Source organism: Xanthomonas campestris pv. phormiicola, from assembly GCA_025666215.1.
Lineage (GTDB): Bacteria > Pseudomonadota > Gammaproteobacteria > Xanthomonadales > Xanthomonadaceae > Xanthomonas_A > Xanthomonas_A campestris_A.
Map to the genome: position 1 here is coordinate 4,311,504 of CP102593.1, position 17,454 is coordinate 4,328,957.

Consider the following 17,454-nt stretch of genomic DNA (forward strand, 5'->3'; position numbering starts at 1 on the left):
CGATCAGTGCCCGTTGGTCTGCGCGGACTTGCGGCGGCGACGCACCTGCACCACGCGCGCGGCCAGCAGCATGAACACGATCACCCCCACCAGCACCACCAGCCACACCATGTGCTGCTGCCACAGCGGCTGCGGGTTGCTCTGCTCGGCCATGCGCGCGCCGGTCGGGTCCTGCCCGTCGAAGTCCTGCACCACGCCGTTGGCATCCAGCAGCGCCAGGTTGCCGCGGATCAGCCGGAACGGTTCGGCGATCTGCGGCCCCTGCGTCCCCAGCTCACGGTAGATCACCCCGGTGTTGGCGCCGCTGCCGACCACTTCGACCAGCGCGGCGCGGTCGAGCCCGGCCAGGTCCAGCAGCACCTGCTTGCCCGGGCCGGACACCACCAGCTTGCCGTCGCGCACCGCCCCGCTCTGCGCCAGCCCCTGCGGCGCCAGCACGAAGCTGAGGTAGGGACCGGTCGGCGCGATCGCGGTGTTGGCAGCGCCGACCTTCAGCACCGCCTGCATCGGCGAGGCGCCGGTCGCGCCGGCGAGATGGATCACCTTGGCCAGCGAGACCGGCGCGTCCTGCAGCCAGGCGCTGGGCACGAATACCTCGTGCGCGCCTGCCAGCTGCGAGGCCGCGCCGACGAAATCGGCGGCGAGGCTGCGCTCGGCCAGGCGGATGTGGCTGCTGGGCAGCACCGACACCGGATAGCCGGTGGCCGGATCGTGGCAGTACGGGCGCGCCGGCTGGCGCAGGAAACTGATCCGCACCTGGTTGCGCGCGGCCAGCGCGAAGCTCGGCACCTTGGCGACCAGCCGCTGCGGCTTGCCGTCGGCGTCGAGCACCTTGGCGCCCAGCAGGTAGTCGTTGAAGAAGATCGAGGCGACCGCGCCCTGCCCGGCCGGGTTCGGCGCCGCGCTGACGTCGACCACCACTTCGCTGGGCAGGCGTCCTTCGCTGGACAGCGCGCCCAGGTCGAAGTTCGCGGTGCGGTCGCCGCGCGAGACGATGTCCTGGGTCCCGGCCATGTCGCCGAGGCGGCCGAGCAGCACCACGTCCTTGTCGGCCGGCGGCAGCAGCGCCGTGCTCACCTGCAGCGCACGGCCCTGTGCATAGGCGCGCCATTGCTGGGTCAGCAGGCCGGCGACCTTGGCGCCGGCGCCGCTGGCGACCAGCAGGGTCGGATGTCCGCCGACCAGCGCCACCTGCACCGACGCGGTGCCGGCCGCCTGTTCGAACCCGGCCATGTCGGCCTTGCGCCATGCGGCGAACGCGCCGGCCGCGTCCGGCGCGGCGCCGGCGACCTCGCTGCCCAGCGCATCCAGCGCGGCGCGCACGCCTGCGCGCAACGGATCGCTCAGCACCGCCACGTCGACCGCGAGCGGACCGCCATCGCCGAGCGACAGCAGCGCGCCGACTTCGGCCAGGCTGCCGACGCGGTGGCTGGCGCTGCCGTCGGACAAGGCCGCGTAGGCGGGAATGCCGGCCAGGCTGGCCGGGATCGCCAGCCCGCGCAGATCCACGTTGCTGCCCACCGCCGGCAGCGCGACCACCTCGACGCGCTTGCCGCCGTTCTCCAGCGCCGTGCCCACGCGCCACGCGGTGTCGTAACTTTGCACGCTGGTGGCGCGCCCTTCCACCAGCAGCCGCACCGTGGCCGGCAATGCGCCCCAGGCCTTGGCCACGGTGTCGATCGCGCGGCCGTCGAAGCGGTAGCTGAAGCGCGACTCCGGCGACAGCCGCAGCACGTTGGCCGGCGCGCTCTGGTCGGCGCACTGGTACTCGGAGACCACCGACCACCAGCCCACGCCGAAGCGCACGAAGCCGTTGCGGCGGGCGAAGCCGTCGATGCCGATCAGCTGGCTGGCATCGCCCTGGGCATCGGTGATCGAACGCGCCGACACCGGGTCGCCGTCGATCGACAGCAGGCTGGAGGTGCGCCCGGTATGCCCGCGCACGTAGCGCGCATCGACCTGCAACTGCGCATCGCGGGTCGGCACGCCGGCCGGCACCGGCAGGTAGATGTCGCGCTGGCTTTCCTGGCCGCTGAGCACCAGCGACTGCTTGAAGCCCAGCTCGCGCAGGGTCATCGAGCGGGTGACCGTGCTGGCGCCGGCCCACTCGCCGAACTGGCCGGCGACCGAATCGGCGGCAGCGGCAGGGGTCAGCGCGGTCGACAGGACCAAGGCCAGCGGCAGACCCTGGGGGAAACGGGCGGTGGAACGGCGGGGCTGGGTCATGGCGTGGATTCTGAAAAAAGAGGGAGGTGGGACACCGCCGCGGCGCGGCCGGGCACGAAACTGTCGAAGGACCGGCCGCGCAGCGCGGCCACGATCCGCGCCGAGGCGCGGCCATCGCCGTAGGGGCTGGCGTGGGGCAGGAACCGCGCAGGCCGCGGCGGCAGCTCGCAGGCCGCCGCGACCGCGGCCACGATCCGCGCCGGATCGGTGCCGACCAGGGTCACCACCCCGGCCTGGACCGCCTCGGGGCGTTCGGTGACGTCGCGCATCACCAGCACCGGCTTGCCCAGCGCCGGCGCTTCTTCCTGCACGCCGCCCGAATCGGTCAGCACCACGTGCGCGTGCTGCATCAGCCGCACGAAGGCGAGGTAGTCCTGCGGCGCGATCAGGTGCACGTTGTCCAGGCCGCCCAACTGCGCGCGGACCGGGCCCTGCACGTTCGGATTCAAATGCACCGGGTAGACGATCTGCAGGTCCTTGCGCTGCGCCAGTTCGGCCAGCGCGCGGCAGATGTTGGCGAAGCCGTCGCCGAAGCTTTCGCGACGATGCCCGGTGACCAGCAGCAGCTTGCGCTGCGGATCCAGGAACGGGAACTGCGCATCCACCGTGGTGCGCAGCACGGCATCGCGCTCGAGCCGCTCGACGGTCAGTTGCAGCGCATCGATCACGGTGTTGCCGGTGACGCTGATGCGGCCGGACAGGTGCTCGCGCTGCAGGTTGTCGCGCGCGCTGGCGGTGGGCGCGAACAGATGGTCGGCGACCACGTCGATCACCCGCCGGTTCATTTCTTCCGGCCACGGCTGCTGCAGATTGCCGGTGCGCAGGCCCGCTTCGACATGGCCAACCGGAATGCGCCGATGGAAGGCGGCCAGCGCGGCGGTCATCGCGGTACTGGTATCGCCGTGCACCAGCACGCGGTCCGGCCGCACCTGCGCATACAGCGCGTCGAGTCTGGCGAACAACCGCGAACACAGGCCGTTGAGGGTCTGGTCGGCCACCATCACATCGAGGTCGTGATCCGGCTGGATCGCGAACAAGGCCATCACCTGATCCAGCATCGCCCGATGCTGTCCGGTGATGCAGACCAGGGAGTCGATCCCCGGCGCGACGCGCAGCGCGCGGACCAGCGGCCCCATCTTGATCGCCTCGGGGCGCGTACCAAAAACGCAAAGAACCTTCACTACCCACTCCAGGGTCACCGATTAATCGTGACCATCGTCACACAATATGTGTGATATGGTGTATACAAATCGTGTAGGCCACAGGGGCGATGCCCGGCCTCATGCCGCGCATCGCCAAGCACCACGAGGCTTTTCGCCTTGGTGCCGAGTGCTGAACGCTCGCACTTTCAGGACAGATCGGTCGGCGGCGACCCGGTTGTCGCACGGGCACCTGCGCCACCAATCGCCGCCTTCAGCCACCGCCGGGCGGTGGCGGCGGGCCCGCCCTGGGCGCCTGGACCACCGCCAGCAGCGGCGGCTGACGACGCGTCGGTACCGATGGCGCGAGCTTGCCGGATCCTCAACCGTAGAAGCGCACAGGCCTCGAGTGCCGATCTGTGCCGGCGAGCAATCAGCGCTCCAGACTACGGCGCACGCGGCACGGCATGGCTAGCGCGCACGCTCCTTGAGGTCGCCCCACATCAATCGCGCACCGCAAAATGCTTTTCGGCAAGCTGTTTGGCCAAGCGAAACCCCTTCTCGGTCAAGCAAACCGACTCCGCCGATTCTTGGGATGGGTGATGCAGCCCTTTTCAAGGGGTCCATCCATCACGGAAAAGTCAATCCTTTTCCAGACCCTTGCGCTTTCAAACCCGAACACCCCCAGCAACGCCAGGACCAGCGCCGGCGCATGGGTTATACCCGTGACGATGCAGGCGTGAAACTGCGCATCTCCGCAGCGGTGCGGGAGGCCAGCAGTGGCACGCGGTCCGTTGGACGAATTCGCGATCCAGGAATGGCTGTGGCGTTGCGCTGCGGCGTCGCAATGTAGCCACTCCCAGACCAAGGCTTCGCTCCGCAGCACAGCCAGCCGCATCGCACGCGACCGGCACACGCCAATCAGTATCAGTAGGCAAACTCGCGGAACACCCGATCGATATCGCCCTGCCACGCACCGTGGTACAGCGCCAGCTTGCGTTCGGCCGCGGTCTGGCCGGCGTGCAGGATCTCCACCAGCGGTTCCAGGAAGCGCGATTCGTCCTGGCCGTCGCCGTTCAGGCGCGCGCGGCGGCGCAGGCCGTCCAGGGCGATCTTCACCGACTCGGCGGCCAGGTCCTGCACGGTGCCGTTGCGGAACGTCAGCTTCAGCGCCTGCCTGGGCACGCCGTCGCGCAGCGCGTGGCGTTCGACCAGGCTGAAGTCCTTGACCAGGTCCCAGGCCGCATCCAGTGCGGCATCGTCGTACAGCAGGCCGACCCAGTACGCCGACAGCGCGCACAGCCGGCCCCAGGGACCGGCGTCGGCGCCGCGCATTTCCAGGTATTTCTTCAGCCGCACTTCCGGGAACGCGGTGGTCATGTGGTCGGACCAGTCGCGCAGCGTCGGCAGCGCGCCCGGCAGGGCCGGCAGCTTGCCCTGCATGAAATCGCGGAAGCTCTGCCCGCTGGCGTCGACGTAGGTGCCGTCGCGGTAGGAGAAGTACATCGGCACGTCGAGCAGGTAATCGACGTAGCGCTCGTAGCCGAAACCGTCCTCGAACACGAAGTCGAGCATGCCGGTGCGGTCGGCGTCGGTATCGGTCCAGATGTGCGAGCGGTAGCTGAGGTAGCCGTTGGGCTTGCCCTCGGTGAACGGCGAATCGGCGAACAGCGCGGTGGCGATCGGTTGCAGCGCCAGCGACACGCGGAACTTCTTGATCATGTCCGCTTCGCTGGCGTAATCCAGATTCACCTGCACCGTGCAGGTGCGGGTCATCATGTCCAGGCCGAGCGAGCCGACCCTGGGCATGTAGTTCTTCATGATCTGGTAGCGGCCCTTGGGCATCCACGGCATCTCGTCGCGGCGCCACTTCGGCTGGAAGCCCATGCCGAGGAAACCCAGGCGCAGTTCGTCGGCGACCTGCTTGACCTCGTTGAGGTGGCTGCCCACCTCCACGCAGGTGTCGTGGATGGTTTCCAGCGGCGCGCCCGACAGTTCCAGCTGCCCGGCCGGTTCCAGCGTCACCGAGGCGCCGTCGCGCAGCAGCGCGATGGTGTGCCCGCCTTCTTGCACGGGCTCCCAGCCGAAGCGGGTCAGGCCGGTGAGCAGGGCCTCGATGCCGCGCTCACCGTCAAAGGTCGGCGGGCGCAGGTCGTCCAGGCGGAAGCCGAACTTCTCGTGTTCGGTGCCGATGCGCCACTGCGCTTCGGGCTTTTCTCCGGAGGCCAACACCTCGACCAGCTCGTTGCGGTCGGTGATCGGCGTTTCGGCAACGTGGCTGGGGCTCGACAAGGGCAGGCTCGCACGGAAGATGAGGCGATGTGGGGATGGCCCGCCAGCATCGCAAGGGCCGCACTATAGCGTGACCGGCGCGAAGCCCACATCGCTACCGGCGGTGCTGCAGCATTCCACGATCCGCGCCGTTGGCGCCGGCGAGAGTGAGACGCAGCACCGCCGGCCGCAGCGCGCTCGGCTAGGCTGCTGGCCTGTTCCCCGCCCTGCAGGCAGCCGATGCGCCCCGCCCACTCCGAACTGCATCGCGCCGATCGCGCCGGCTGGCTGCGCGCCGCGGTGCTCGGCGCCAACGACGGCATCCTGTCGGTGGCCGGACTGGTGGTCGGCGTGGCCAGCAGCGGCGCGCCCGCGCCGGCGGTCCTGGCGACCGGCATCGCCGGCCTGGTCGCCGGCGCGATGTCGATGGCCGCCGGCGAATACGTGTCGGTGCAGTCGCAGGTGGACACCGAGCGCGCCGATCTGGCGATCGAGCGCCGCGAGTTGCGCGAGGACCCGCACAGCGAGCTGGAAGAACTGGCCGGCATCTACCGCCAGCGCGGGCTGGACGCGGCGCTGGCGCGCCAGGTCGCCGAGCAGTTGACCGCGCACGATGCGCTGGGCGCGCATGCGCGCGACGAGCTCGGCATCACCGAGACCCTGCGCGCGCGGCCGTTGCAGGCGGCGGCCGCGTCGGCGGCAGCATTCTGCACCGGCGCGGCGCTGCCGGTCGTGGCCGCGTGGCTGGCGCCGGACGGCCGGCAACTGTGGGTGACCGGCGCGGCGACCCTGGTCGGCCTGTCGCTGACCGGCGCGCTGGCCGCGCGCGCCGGCGGCGCTTCGGGCGTGCGCGGTGCGGTGCGTGTGGTGTTCTGGGGCGCGGCGGCGATGCTCGCCAGCGGCGCGATCGGGCACGTGTTCGGCGTGCATGTGTGAGCGGACGCGCACCGTACTGGGTAGCATCACCGGCATGGCCGACACGTGTTTCCCCGAAGTGCGAGGCGACCGCACGCCCATCGCTCAAAGCGGAACCTGAACTGGAGTACTGAAAATTAACACTGGTACCTTCGTCGTCGACCACATGGGATTTTCCGTTTCATCGCTGGATGAGGCGATCGCGTTCTGGACTGAGGCCATGGGCTTCGAACTTGTCCGCACAGGCGAAATGGGCGGCGATTTCCTGCGCGAGGTGACGGGCGTCGACGATCCTCGTTGCCGCATGGCGCTGGTGGTATCGCCTGCCGGCTTTCCCATCGAACTGCTGGAATACTCGACAGCCCGCACGTTGGGCAAGACACCCGCAAGCGCTGGCGCGATCGGCGCGGCCCATCTTGCCGTCACCGTGACGGATATCGACGTGGCTGTCGCCAGGATCCAGGCGCAGGGATGGCACTTGAAAGGATCTCCGCGACCGATCGAGGCCGGGCCACGCGCGGGAACCGTCGTTGCCTACGTCAGCGGACCCGACGGGATCACCATCGAGGTCATGCAGCCTCCCAGGTAAGAGCGGCTGACAAAACGACTGCGCAGCCGCCAGGCGGGCGCGTGCAGCGCTCGAAATCCTCATGTACCACTTGTGCACTGCAGTTTCTGTGCGCCGTCCGCGCCCGCCTGGCGACCGCTCGCGACGTTTCGTTAGCCACGCTAAAGTCTCATCCGGCATGGTGTGGGGCCCTCCGGTTCTTTCGATCGCCGCTGGCTAAAGTGTGTGATGCACGTTGAAGCGATATGCGTCGGCTGTCCGCGGCGCGAACGGCCAAACCCGCGGGGAAGCGGCCTGTGGCGCGCCGAGACCGGCAGTTTGCGGGGCCGGCACCAGCGCAGTCGTGGTGGTCCTGCCGGCTGCGATGTAGCGGCCCGGCGCTTCACTCTGAGCGCGCGCGCAGTGCACTGCGGTAGCATCGGCGGCCATGGCCGTCACCACTTCTTCCAACGCCTTGCTGCTCGCGCGCCTGGCCAGCTTGGCCGACTGCACGCAGGCCGAGGGCTATGCCTGCATCACCGCGCGTCGCGAACACGGGGCGCGCTCGGTGGATATCCCGCAGCCGCACCTGGCGATCCTGGTGCAGGGACGCAAGCAGGTGCGCACCGCGACACAAACCCTGGACTTCGTGCCGGGCGACCTGTTCCTGGTGACGCAGCGCTGCCGCATTGATGTGGTCAACATCCCGGATCCGCACAGCGGCCTGCACCTGAGCGTGCTGGTGCCGCTGTGCGAAGAAGCGCTGAGCGCGGCGCGCGTGCTGTGGAACGAACCGCTGCCCGCTGCCGGCGCGGAACTGGCGCGGCTGCGCGCCGAGGAGTTCGGCATCACCCTGCTGCAATGGCGGCAGGCGCTGCAGGACGGCCGTTACACCGAGGCGCGGTTGGCGCTGGCGGCCCTGGTGGTGGCACTGTGCCGGCGCGGCCACGGCGGCCTGTTGATGCCGCCGGCGCCGAGCGTGGCCGCGCAGGTGCGCGACCTGATCGTCGCGCAGCCGCAACGCGCCTGGCGCTCGCGCGACATCGAAGACAGCCTGGGCCTCAGCGGCGCGACCTTGCGCCGACACCTGGCCAGCGAAGGCACCTCCTTGCGCGAACTGCTCGCCGATGCGCGCCTGGCGCATGCGATGCAGCTGCTCTACACCACGCGCTGGCCGCTGAAGACGGTCGCCGCGCACGCCGGCTATCGTTCGGTGCGCAGCTTCAGCCAACGCTTCCAGCAACGCTACGGCCTGGACCCGTCCAGCATCGGCAACTGAGCCGCGTCGGCGCTGAGCGCCGCGCGCAGCGGAATGAGCGAATCGCGCAGCGGCGCAGGCGCAGCATGCCGGTACCGCGGCGCCTGCCGCTCTGCCAGGAAGTCCCCATGTCCGTGTTCCCGTTGCGCGCGCTGTGCGCGCTGGCCCTGAGTGCCAGCGCGGCGCTGACGCTGCCGCCCCCCGCCCATGCCGCCGCGCCGGCCAGCAGCCAGACGCAGGTGCCAGGCGTCTATCGCCAGGCAATCGGCCGGTTGCGCGTCACCGCCCTGTTCGACGGCACCGTGGCGCTGCCGCGCGCGCAACTGGCGAACATCGCCCCGGAGGCGATCGCGCGCCTGCTCGACCATCGCTACGTGCCGGAAACCGCCAAGGGCCTGCAGACCGCGGTCAACGCCTACCTGATCCAGGACGGCACGCACCTGACCCTGGTCGATACCGGCACCGCCACCTGCTTCGGCCCCGGCCTGGGCCAGGTGCTGGCGAACCTGCGCGCGGCCGGCTACGCGCCGGCGCAGGTGGACGACGTGCTGCTGACCCACGCGCACCCGGACCACATGTGCGGCCTGCTCGATGCGCAGGGACAGGCGGCCTATCCCAACGCCACGGTGTGGCTGAGCGCGGCCGATGCCGCGTACTGGCTGGATCCGGCCAGCGAAGCAAGCGCACCGCAGATGCTGAAGTTCGCGTTCCCGCTGGCGCGCGCGGCGGCCGCACCGTACCAGGCCAAGGACCGGCTGCGCCGCTTTCGTCCCGGCGATGCGTTGCCCGGCGCCGCGGTGGCGCTGGATACGCACGGGCATACGCCCGGCCATGTGTCCTACCGGTTCGACGGCGGCGATGGCCAGCAGGTGTTGGTGTGGGGCGACCTGGTGCACTACCACGCGGTGCAGTTCGCGCAGCCGCGGGCCTCCTACGAAGCCGACAGCGACCGCACGGCGGCGATCGCCGCGCGCAGGCGCACCATGGCCCAGGCCGCCGACGGCGGCTGGTGGGTGGCCGGCGCGCATCTGCCGTTCCCGGGCCTGGGCCATGTGCGCCGCGACGGCGACGCGTTCGCCTGGGTCCCGGCCGAGTTCGCGCCGTTGCCGGCCACGCCTTGAGTGCGACCTTCTCCCGGTGGGAGAAGGGAACAGCTGCTAGCCCCTCTCCCACCGGGAGAGGGGTTGGGGTGAGGGTCCGGCGCGAAGCGACTCGCGGCGTTTGGGGGCACGAGGCTGCGCACGTACCCTCATCCGCCCCTGCGGGGCACCTTCTCCCGGTGGGAGAAGGGAACAACTGCTAGCCCCTCTCCCGCCGGGAGAGGGGTTGGGGTGAGGGTCAGGCGCGAAGCGTCTCGCGGTGCTTGGATGCATGAGGCTGCGCCCGTACCGGCATCCACCCCTGCGGGCGCCCGGCATCGCGCATGCGATGCAGCCAACGCAGACAGGACCGCCGCGTCCGCCGCTCGCGATCGATCGCAGGCAGCGCCTGCGCAGAAGACGCCGGAGGTCCGGCGCCGCCGCGCTCACGCAGTGGCGGTCGGCTCCGTGTCCAGCCCCAGCCAGCCGCCGACGATGGCACGCGCCTCGTCCACGCCCTGGCGGGTCTCGCCGGAAAACAGCTGCACGCTGACCGTGTCGCCGAACGAGCTGGACAACTCCTTGCGCACCTGCTGCAGCGCCTGCGCCTGCTGGCCGCGGCCGAGTTTGTCGGCCTTGGTCAGCAGCGCATGCGCCGGCAGTCCGCGCTGCACCGCGTAACCGAGCATCTGCCGGTCGTAGTCCTTCAGCGGGTGGCGGATGTCCATCACCACCACCAGGCCGCGCAGGGCCTCGCGGGTGCGGAAATACTTGTCGATGAACGACTGCCAGTGCGCCTGCAGCTCCAGCGGCACCTTGGCGTAGCCATAGCCGGGCAGGTCCACCAGATAGCGCTCGGGCTGGATCTGGAAGAACACCAGCTGCTGGGTGCGGCCGGGGGTCTTGGACACGCGGGCCAGCGCGTTCTGCCGGGTGAGCGCGTTCAGCGCGCTGGATTTGCCGGCGTTGGAGCGGCCGGCGAAGGCCACCTCCCAGCCCCCGTCCTCCGGCAGCTGCCGGGGATTGTGGGCGGAAAGCAGGTAGTGGGCACGTTCGATGAGCAGCGACATGGCGCTAGGATCGCACGTCCGCCGCTCCGGGCGGGGTTCGTTGACCGGCAGGGCGCGGCGCGGGGATAATCGCGCGAGTGCGGTCGCCGGCCTGGCAGCCGCGGGTCGGGTCATACGGAGCTCCAGCTAATGCGCCACGCTCGCGTTCTTGCCTTTGCCGGTCTAGCAATTTCCATCGCCGCCGCGGTCGCGTTCGCGCAGACCTCGGTGGTTCCCGTTCCGGACAACGCGCCGGTGCGCACCGCGCCGCTGGAAGGCGACGTCGGCAAAGTCGCCTGGGGCGATGCCAAGGCCGGCCAGGCCAAGGCCGCCGCCTGCGCCGCCTGCCATGGCGCCGACGGCAACCCGGCGATCGCGATGTATCCGCGCATCGCCGGCCAGAGCGAACGCTACAGCGCGCGGCAGATGGCCTTGATCGCGCACGGCGAGCGCACCGCCGGCGCGGTGGCGGCGATGGTGCCGTTCGTGCAGCCGCTGAGCGCACAGGACATGCGCGACATCGGCGCCTACTTCGCCACGCAGAAGGCCGGTGCCGGCATCGCCGACGACGCGGTGGTCAGCGAAGGCCCGTACGCCGGCATGAAGTTCTACGAGGTCGGGCAGCAGCTGTACCGCGGCGGCGATGCGTCGCGCGGGATTCCGGCGTGCATGGCGTGCCACGGCCCCACCGGCGCCGGCAATCCCGGCCCCGCGTATCCGCACCTGGGCGGCCAGCATGCCGACTACGTGGCGCGGCGCCTGCAGGAGTACCAGGCCGGCACCAGCCAGGAACGCGACCCGACCCTGTTCAAGATCATGGCGCAGGTGGCCAAGCCCTTGACCGAGCAGGAGATGAAGGCGCTGGGCAGCTACCTGCAGGGCCTGCACGATCGCGCCGACGACGCGGCCGCGGCGCAGGCCGCGCCGGCATCGGCCTCGCCCCAACAGGCCGCGCCTGCGCAACAATCCTGAGCGTGCGCCGCCGTCGCGGCGCCGGACCGCTTCCCCCTCGCGCCGGTCGTCACGACCGGCGTTCGTTTTTTGCCATGGAGATCGCATGAACCGTCTGCCCCGCCTGCTGCTATGCCTGCTCACCCTGTTGCCGCTGAGCGCCTGCGCGCAGCCCAGGACCGCCGCCGTGGTCGAAGGCGAGGACTACGCGCTGATCCCCAACCCGCAGCCCTTCGCGCCGCTGGCCGGCAAGATCGAGGTGGTGGAAGTGTTCGGCTACACCTGCCCGCACTGCGCGCACTTCGAGCCGATCCTGGAAGAGTGGACGCGCAAGCAGGGCAAGGATGTGCGGGTGACCCTGGTGCCGGCCGCGTTCGGCGGTTTCTGGGACAGCTTCGCCAGCGCCTTCTATGCCGCGCAGAAGCTCGGCGTGCAGACCCGCAGCCACCACGACCTGTTCGAGGCGATCCACGACAAGCACAGCGTGCCGGTACAGAACGTGGCGCCGGAGGAACTGGCCGCGTTCTACGCCGCGTACGGGGTGAAGCCGCAGGACTTCGTCGCCACCTACAGCAGCCCGCAGGTGGCCGCGCAGGTCAAGGCCGCACGCGACTTCGCCGCGCGCAGCGATATCCCCGGCACCCCGGCGCTGGTGGTCAACGGCAAGTACCTGGTCAAGGGCAAGAACTTCCAGGACATGCTGCGCATCACCGATGCGCTGGTCGCCCGCGAGCGCGCGGCCAAGTAAGCGCAGCCGAAACCGCAGCACGGCGCTTCATCTGCGCCATGGCATCATGATGGGGTTGCCTGCCGCGCTGTTCGGCGCGGCAGGCGTTTTCGCCCCCCATCCTGCTGGAGATGCCGCCGATGAAGACCCGCTTCGCCCTGACCCTGATGGCCCTGCTGCCGATCCTGGTGGCATGCAAGGCCCAGGACGGCACTGCCGACACCGTCGCCCCGGCCGCCACCGACGCGCCCGCCGCGGCGCCGGCGGCGCCCGCGACCAGCGCGAGCGAGACCGCGGCGCCCGCCGCAGCCGACAGCGCCCCCACCGCCGATGCCGGCGCCACGCCGCCTGCCGCCGATGCGCCGGCCGCAGCGGTCGCGGCGCGTGCGCCGAGCGGGGCCGAACCGGTCGCCGGCACCGACTACGTCGACATCCCGGGCGGCCAGCCGTTCCAGCCGACCAATGGCAAGATCGAGGTGGCCGAGGTGTTCGGCTACGTGTGCCCGGCCTGCGCGCGCTTCCAGCCGCTGATCGGCCCGTGGAAGGCCGGCCTGCCGTCGGATGTGCACTTCGTCTACGTGCCGGCGATGTTCGGCGGCCCCTGGGACGACTATGCCCGCGCGTTCTACGCCGCCGAGGCGCTGGGCGTGCAGGAAAAGACCCACGAGGCGCTGTACAAGGCGATCCACGTCGACGAGACCCTGAAGGGCGAGCGCGGCCGCGATTCGGTGCAGGACATCGCCGGCTTCTACGCCAAGTACGGCGTGGATCCCAAGCAGTTCGCCGACACCATGGGCAGCTTCGCGGTCAGCAGCAAGACCAACCGCGCCAAGCAGTTCGCCACGCGCAGCGACATCAAGGGCACGCCATCGCTGATCGTCAACGGCAAGTACCTGGTCAAGGGCAAGGACTACAACGACATCCTGCGCATCGCCGATCACCTGATCGCGCGCGAGCGCGCGGCGCTGGCCAAGTAAGCTCCCGCTCCCACCAGGCCGCCCTGCCGTGACCGCCCCCGCCACCCGCACGCTGCGCGTGCTCACCGCCAATATCCAGGCCGGCTCCAGCACGCGCCGCTACAGCGACTACGTGACCCGCAGCTGGTCGCACGCGCTGCCGGCGGGAAGCAAGCGCAGCAGCCTGGACGCGATCGCGCAACTGGCTCGCGAGCACGACATCGTCGGCCTGCAGGAAAGCGATCCGGGCAGCCTGCGCTCGGGCTTCACCAACCAGACCCACTACCTGGCCGAGCGCGCCGGCTTCAACTACTGGAGCCACCAGCCGAACCGGCGCATGGGCGGCGTGGCCTCCAGCGCCAACGGCCTGCTCAGCCGGCTGGAACCGGTCGAGGTCCAGGACCACCCCCTGCCCGGCCGGCTCGGCGGGCGCGGCGTGCTGCTGGCCAAGTTCGGCGACGGCGCCGAAGGGCTGGCGATCGCGGTGGCGCACCTGTCGCTGGGCGCCAACTCGCGCGCAGCGCAGCTGGCGTTCATCGCCGAACTGCTGTCCGACCATCCCAACGTGGTGCTGATGGGCGACTTCAACTGCGTCGCCGACCGGCCCGAGATGCAGGCTTTGTACAAGCGCACCCGGCTGCAACCGCCGGGCTGCGTGGTGCCGACCTTCCCCAGCTGGCGCCCGCAGCGCGCGATCGACCACATCCTGGTCAGCGACGGCCTGCGCTGCAACGAACAACGCGCGCTCCCCGCCGCGTTCTCCGACCACCTGGCGGTGGCGACCGAGATCGAAGTACCGCAGGCGATGCTGCGCTAGGGGCTGCATCGGCTCGGCTGCTGCGTTCCTGCGCGGTTGCGTTTCCTGTGCTGTTTCCCTGTACCGCTGCGCTCCTACAGAAATGCGGCGGCTCGCAAGGCATGGTGGAAGCGACTTCGATCGCGACGGGATTTATCGGTGACGCCCGTCGCGACTGAAGTCGCTCCCACATTCGGCCTCAGGCGAAGCGCAAGCGCCCTAGAACTTCAGATCCGCACGCACGTACAGATAACGGCCACCCGGGATGTCGTAGGTCGACGCGTCGTAGCCGTTGAGCGAGCACGACAGGCAGATCGGCGGATCCTTGTCGAACACGTTGTTGACGCCGCCGCTGACGGTCAGGCCCTTGAGCCAGTCGAAGCGGTAGCCCAGCTGCACGTCGTGGTAGGTGATCGCGTCCAGCGTGTTGGTGCCGGCGGCCTGGTTGCTGCACACCGGGAACGCCACCGCGTCGCCGCACTGCTCGGTCAGTTCGGAAATGTGCCGCACCGTCCACGAGGCGTTCCAGCGGTTCAACGACCAGTCCAGGGTCAAATTGCTGGTCCACTCCGGGATCGCGCTGTCCACCACTTCCACGCCCGGTTCCTGCGGCTGCACCTGGCCGGCGGCGCCGGTGGCGACATAGCGGGTGACGAAGGTGTTCTGCCAGCCGATCTTGAAGCGCCCGGCCGCGGTTTCCGGCGAGGTCCAGAACAGGTCCACGTCCCAGCCGTCGGTCTTGATCGAACCGAGGTTGGTCAGGCGGTTGTTGAAGCCGTTGATGCCGCCGGTGGAGGCGCGGGTGATGCCGTCGCAGTAGGTCGCGTCCAGCGTGTCCACGCACAGGTCGAGCTGGGTCTGCGCGTTGATCGCCTGGATCGCGCCGTCGATGTCGTGGCGGTAGAAGGTCACCTCGACATCGAAGCGGTCCGACCACGGCACGTTGCTGGCGAACCACGGGCTCCATACGAAGCCGGCGCTGAAGCTGCGCGCCTTCTCCGGCTCCAGCGCGCGGTTGCCGCCGGTGGTCACCGAGATCTGCGAGTTGGCCTGCTGGTAGCCGGCCGGCACGCCGAGCGCGGCGCAGTTGGCGGCGCTGCCGCGCGGCGCGGTGCCGCCCAGGCCGATCGAGCACGGATCGGACAGGGTCAGGTCGGCGCGCGCGGCCGAGCCGTACAGTTCGCCGATGGTCGGGGCGCGGAAACCTTCGGCGTAGCTGGTACGCAGCACGAAGTCCGGCGACACCTGCCAGCGCAGGCCGTACTTCGGGGTGAACTCGCCGCCGAAGGTGGAGTAGTCGGAATAGCGCCCGGCCAGGCTCAGGTCCAGTTTGTCGCCCAGCGGCGAGTCGGCGAAGATCGGCACGCTCAGTTCGAGGTAGGCCTCCTTGACGTTGTAGCTGCCTTCGGTCGGCAACGACGGCACGCCGTTGTAGTGGCCGATCACGGTCAACGGATCCGGGTGGTACCAGCCCTCGTACTTGCGAAATTCCACGCCGGTGGCGAAGGACACCGCGCCGGCCGGCAGGGTGAACAGGTCGCTGCTGAGGTTGGCGGTGAACTGGGTCAGCTCGTTCTGGCTGCGGTCGTGCACCACCGGCTGGATCCAGCGCAGCATCTCCGGGGTGATGCTGCCGGCGCCGCCGAAGATGTCCAGCGGCACGCAGCCGGCCACCGCCGCGCAGGCGGCCGGGTCGCCCAGCGCCAGGTTGATGTTGTAGAGGTTGTAGCTGCCGTAGTTGGTCTGCTCGGCCTTGTTCTTGCTGTAGGCGCCATTGACGTCCCAGAACCAGGTGCGGTCGGCGCTCTCGAAACTGCCGATGAAGCCGGTGCCGACGTACTGGGTGTCCACGCGCTGCTCGAACACGCGCGCGCCGCCTTCCACCGGCCGCCGCCCGATCATGATCAGGTTGCTGGACGAATCCAGGTCGAAGCCGAACGGGTTGTACGGATTGGCCGCGGAAATGACGATGTTGTCGGCCAGCGGATTGCCGGTGCCGGCATCGGGGCCGAGGAAGATCGGCTCCGGCGCGGCCTGGTTGGTCGACTCGCGGCGGTTGCCGAGCAGCTTCAGGTACCACTGCACGTCGTCGTTGAAGAAGTAGCGGAACTGGCCGAACACGCCCTTGCGCTCGGACGGGGTCAGCAACAGGTTGGAGGCGGCGAAGTTGTAGCGGTCGGCGGTGCCGAAGCAGTGATAGTCGTCGCTGCGCGTGCAGCCGGCGCTGCCGTCGTAGCTCGGCGTGCCGGCGCCGCTGTTCGGGGTCAGGTCCTGCTCGGCGCCGGTGACCGGATCGACGAAGATGAAGCGGCCGTCCGGCGTGGCCGAGCTGCCGAAGCTGAGCCCGGTGCCGGGCACCGGATACAGCGACTGCTTGCGGTCGCGCGCGTAGATCGGATCCTGCTTGGTGTAGCTGGCGCCCAGGAACAGGCTGGTGCGCTCGGTGCTGTGGCCCCAGGCCAGGTCCACGCCCTTGCTGGCGCCGTCGCCCTTGTCGTACTGGCCGTAGTTCAGCGTGACCTGGCCGCCGTCGAACTTGCGCCGGGTGATGATGTTGACCACGCCGGCGATCGCGTCGGAGCCGTACAGCGAGGAGGCGCCGTCCTCCAGCACCTCGATGCGCTCGACGATGGCCAGCGGGATGGTGTTGAGGTCGGTGGCCGCGCCCACGCCGGACGCCGAGGACTCGTTGACCCAGCGCATGCCGTCGACCAGCACCAGCACGCGTTTGGCGCCGAGATGGCGCAGGTCCACCTGCGCCGAACCGGCACCGACGCCGCTGCCGTCGGGCGGGAAGCCGAAGTTGCCGGAGGAGTTGAACTTGGTGTTCAACGCCGAGCCGGAGGCGGTCAGTTCCTGCAGCACGTCGCCGATCGAGGTCAGGCCGGTGCGTTCGATGTCGGCGCGGCTCAGCGTCTGCACCGGCACTTGCCCCTCCAGCTCGGCCTTGCGGATGCGCGTGCCGGTGACCTGGACGCTGTCCAGGGTGGTGGCGGACTCGGGGGCCGCGGGTGCGGCCTGCTGGGCGATGGCCAGCGCGGGCGAGCCGGCCAGCAAGGACAAGGAAACCGCGAAAACCAAAGGATGGCGGTGCAGGCAATTCATCCGTCTCTCTCTCCAGAAAGGATGTGGGTCGGCCGCTGCGACCCCCTGCACCGCGACGGCGTGGCCTACCTTGTAAACAAAACGTAAACCCTAAGCAAGCAATCGGACCGCGATTCGGACAGTCCGGGACCGACTGGACGATTTCGTAGACATGGCGCAGTCCACCCGGACTCAATTCGGGTCACCGCAAGACAGTGCACGCCAGGCAAGCGAATACCGGGACATGGCGAAGACAACCGCATGCCGATCGCGCCGGCCGGCTCGGCGAGCTACGGGAAACCAAGTGCGCGCTGTTCTTGCCGGCGCGGGCGCGGCCGGCGACATGCTGCACCCATCGCACCGCTACGCCCGGTTGCGACACCGCATCGCGGCCTCCGACCGCGCGGGGCGGACACGGCTCGATGCAGCGCCAAGCGTGCGGCACGCAAAGCGCAT

The 17,454-nt window shown here is 69.8% G+C and carries 13 protein-coding genes and 1 other RNA gene; 9 read left to right on the forward strand and 5 right to left on the reverse strand.

The genetic code is table 11. The features are described from left to right. Nucleotides 1–3 precede the first annotated feature (3 nt). From NRY95_18185 to NRY95_18195, 3 genes are all read right to left on the reverse strand, one after another. A complete protein-coding gene (locus tag NRY95_18185; protein ID UYC15612.1) occupies nt 4–2,226 on the reverse strand; it encodes a hypothetical protein in 2,223 nt (740 codons plus the stop codon). Next, on the reverse strand, nt 2,223–3,407 hold the full coding sequence (gene wecB, locus NRY95_18190) for a UDP-N-acetylglucosamine 2-epimerase (non-hydrolyzing) (GenBank protein UYC15613.1): 1,185 nt from the start codon (nt 3,405–3,407) through the stop codon (nt 2,223–2,225). Before wecB ends, NRY95_18185 begins: the two co-directional genes overlap by 4 nt. Before the next feature lie 885 nt (nt 3,408–4,292). Continuing rightward, complete coding sequence (locus NRY95_18195; GenBank protein ID UYC15614.1) at nt 4,293–5,657, reverse strand: glutamate--cysteine ligase; 1,365 nt, start codon at nt 5,655–5,657, stop codon at nt 4,293–4,295. A 219-nt stretch (nt 5,658–5,876) separates the two neighbouring features. Between NRY95_18195 and NRY95_18200 the strand changes: the two genes are divergently transcribed. The 5 genes from NRY95_18200 to NRY95_18220 all read left to right on the forward strand — a co-directional run bounded on the left by NRY95_18200 (nt 5,877) and on the right by NRY95_18220 (nt 9,477). Then, entirely contained in the window at nt 5,877–6,572 is a 696-nt protein-coding gene (locus tag NRY95_18200; GenBank protein UYC15615.1) for a VIT family protein, read from the forward strand. A 145-nt stretch (nt 6,573–6,717) separates the two neighbouring features. Beyond that, nucleotides 6,718–7,140 (forward strand): VOC family protein, encoded by a 423-nt coding sequence (locus tag NRY95_18205; protein ID UYC15616.1) that lies wholly within the window; start codon nt 6,718–6,720, stop codon nt 7,138–7,140. Between the two features lie 61 nt (nt 7,141–7,201). Next, a non-coding RNA gene (locus NRY95_18210) (sX9 sRNA) lies at nt 7,202–7,277 on the forward strand. Between the two features lie 269 nt (nt 7,278–7,546). After that, on the forward strand, nt 7,547–8,377 hold the full coding sequence (locus NRY95_18215) for a helix-turn-helix transcriptional regulator (protein UYC15617.1): 831 nt from the start codon (nt 7,547–7,549) through the stop codon (nt 8,375–8,377). A gap of 107 nt (nt 8,378–8,484) precedes the next feature. Beyond that, on the forward strand, nt 8,485–9,477 hold the full coding sequence (locus NRY95_18220; protein UYC15618.1) for an MBL fold metallo-hydrolase: 993 nt from the start codon (nt 8,485–8,487) through the stop codon (nt 9,475–9,477). Between the two features lie 404 nt (nt 9,478–9,881). Here the strand turns inward: NRY95_18220 and yihA are convergent, their stop codons facing one another. Beyond that, complete coding sequence (gene yihA / locus NRY95_18225; protein UYC15619.1) at nt 9,882–10,505, reverse strand: ribosome biogenesis GTP-binding protein YihA/YsxC; 624 nt, start codon at nt 10,503–10,505, stop codon at nt 9,882–9,884. Nucleotides 10,506–10,634: 129 nt separating this feature from the next. Here yihA and NRY95_18230 point away from each other — a divergent pair, with 129 nt between their 5' ends. From NRY95_18230 to NRY95_18245, 4 genes are all read left to right on the forward strand, one after another. Further along, nucleotides 10,635–11,456, forward strand: a complete 822-nt coding sequence (locus NRY95_18230) for a c-type cytochrome (protein UYC15620.1) — start codon at nt 10,635–10,637, stop codon at nt 11,454–11,456. Between the two features lie 85 nt (nt 11,457–11,541). Further along, nucleotides 11,542–12,183 (forward strand): thiol:disulfide interchange protein DsbA/DsbL, encoded by a 642-nt coding sequence (locus NRY95_18235; GenBank protein ID UYC15621.1) that lies wholly within the window; start codon nt 11,542–11,544, stop codon nt 12,181–12,183. 119 nt (nt 12,184–12,302) lie between these two features. Beyond that, nucleotides 12,303–13,139 carry a thiol:disulfide interchange protein DsbA/DsbL gene (locus tag NRY95_18240; GenBank protein ID UYC15622.1) on the forward strand — a complete coding sequence of 279 codons (837 nt, stop codon included), beginning with the start codon at nt 12,303–12,305 and terminating at the stop codon, nt 13,137–13,139. 28 nt (nt 13,140–13,167) lie between these two features. After that, a complete protein-coding gene (locus NRY95_18245) occupies nt 13,168–13,935 on the forward strand; it encodes an endonuclease/exonuclease/phosphatase family protein (GenBank protein ID UYC15623.1) in 768 nt (255 codons plus the stop codon). A gap of 198 nt (nt 13,936–14,133) precedes the next feature. On the opposite strand, the gene NRY95_18250 is transcribed toward NRY95_18245, so the two are convergent. Continuing rightward, a complete protein-coding gene (locus NRY95_18250) occupies nt 14,134–17,019 on the reverse strand; it encodes a TonB-dependent receptor (protein ID UYC15624.1) in 2,886 nt (961 codons plus the stop codon). Between the last annotated feature and the right edge of the window lie 435 nt (nt 17,020–17,454).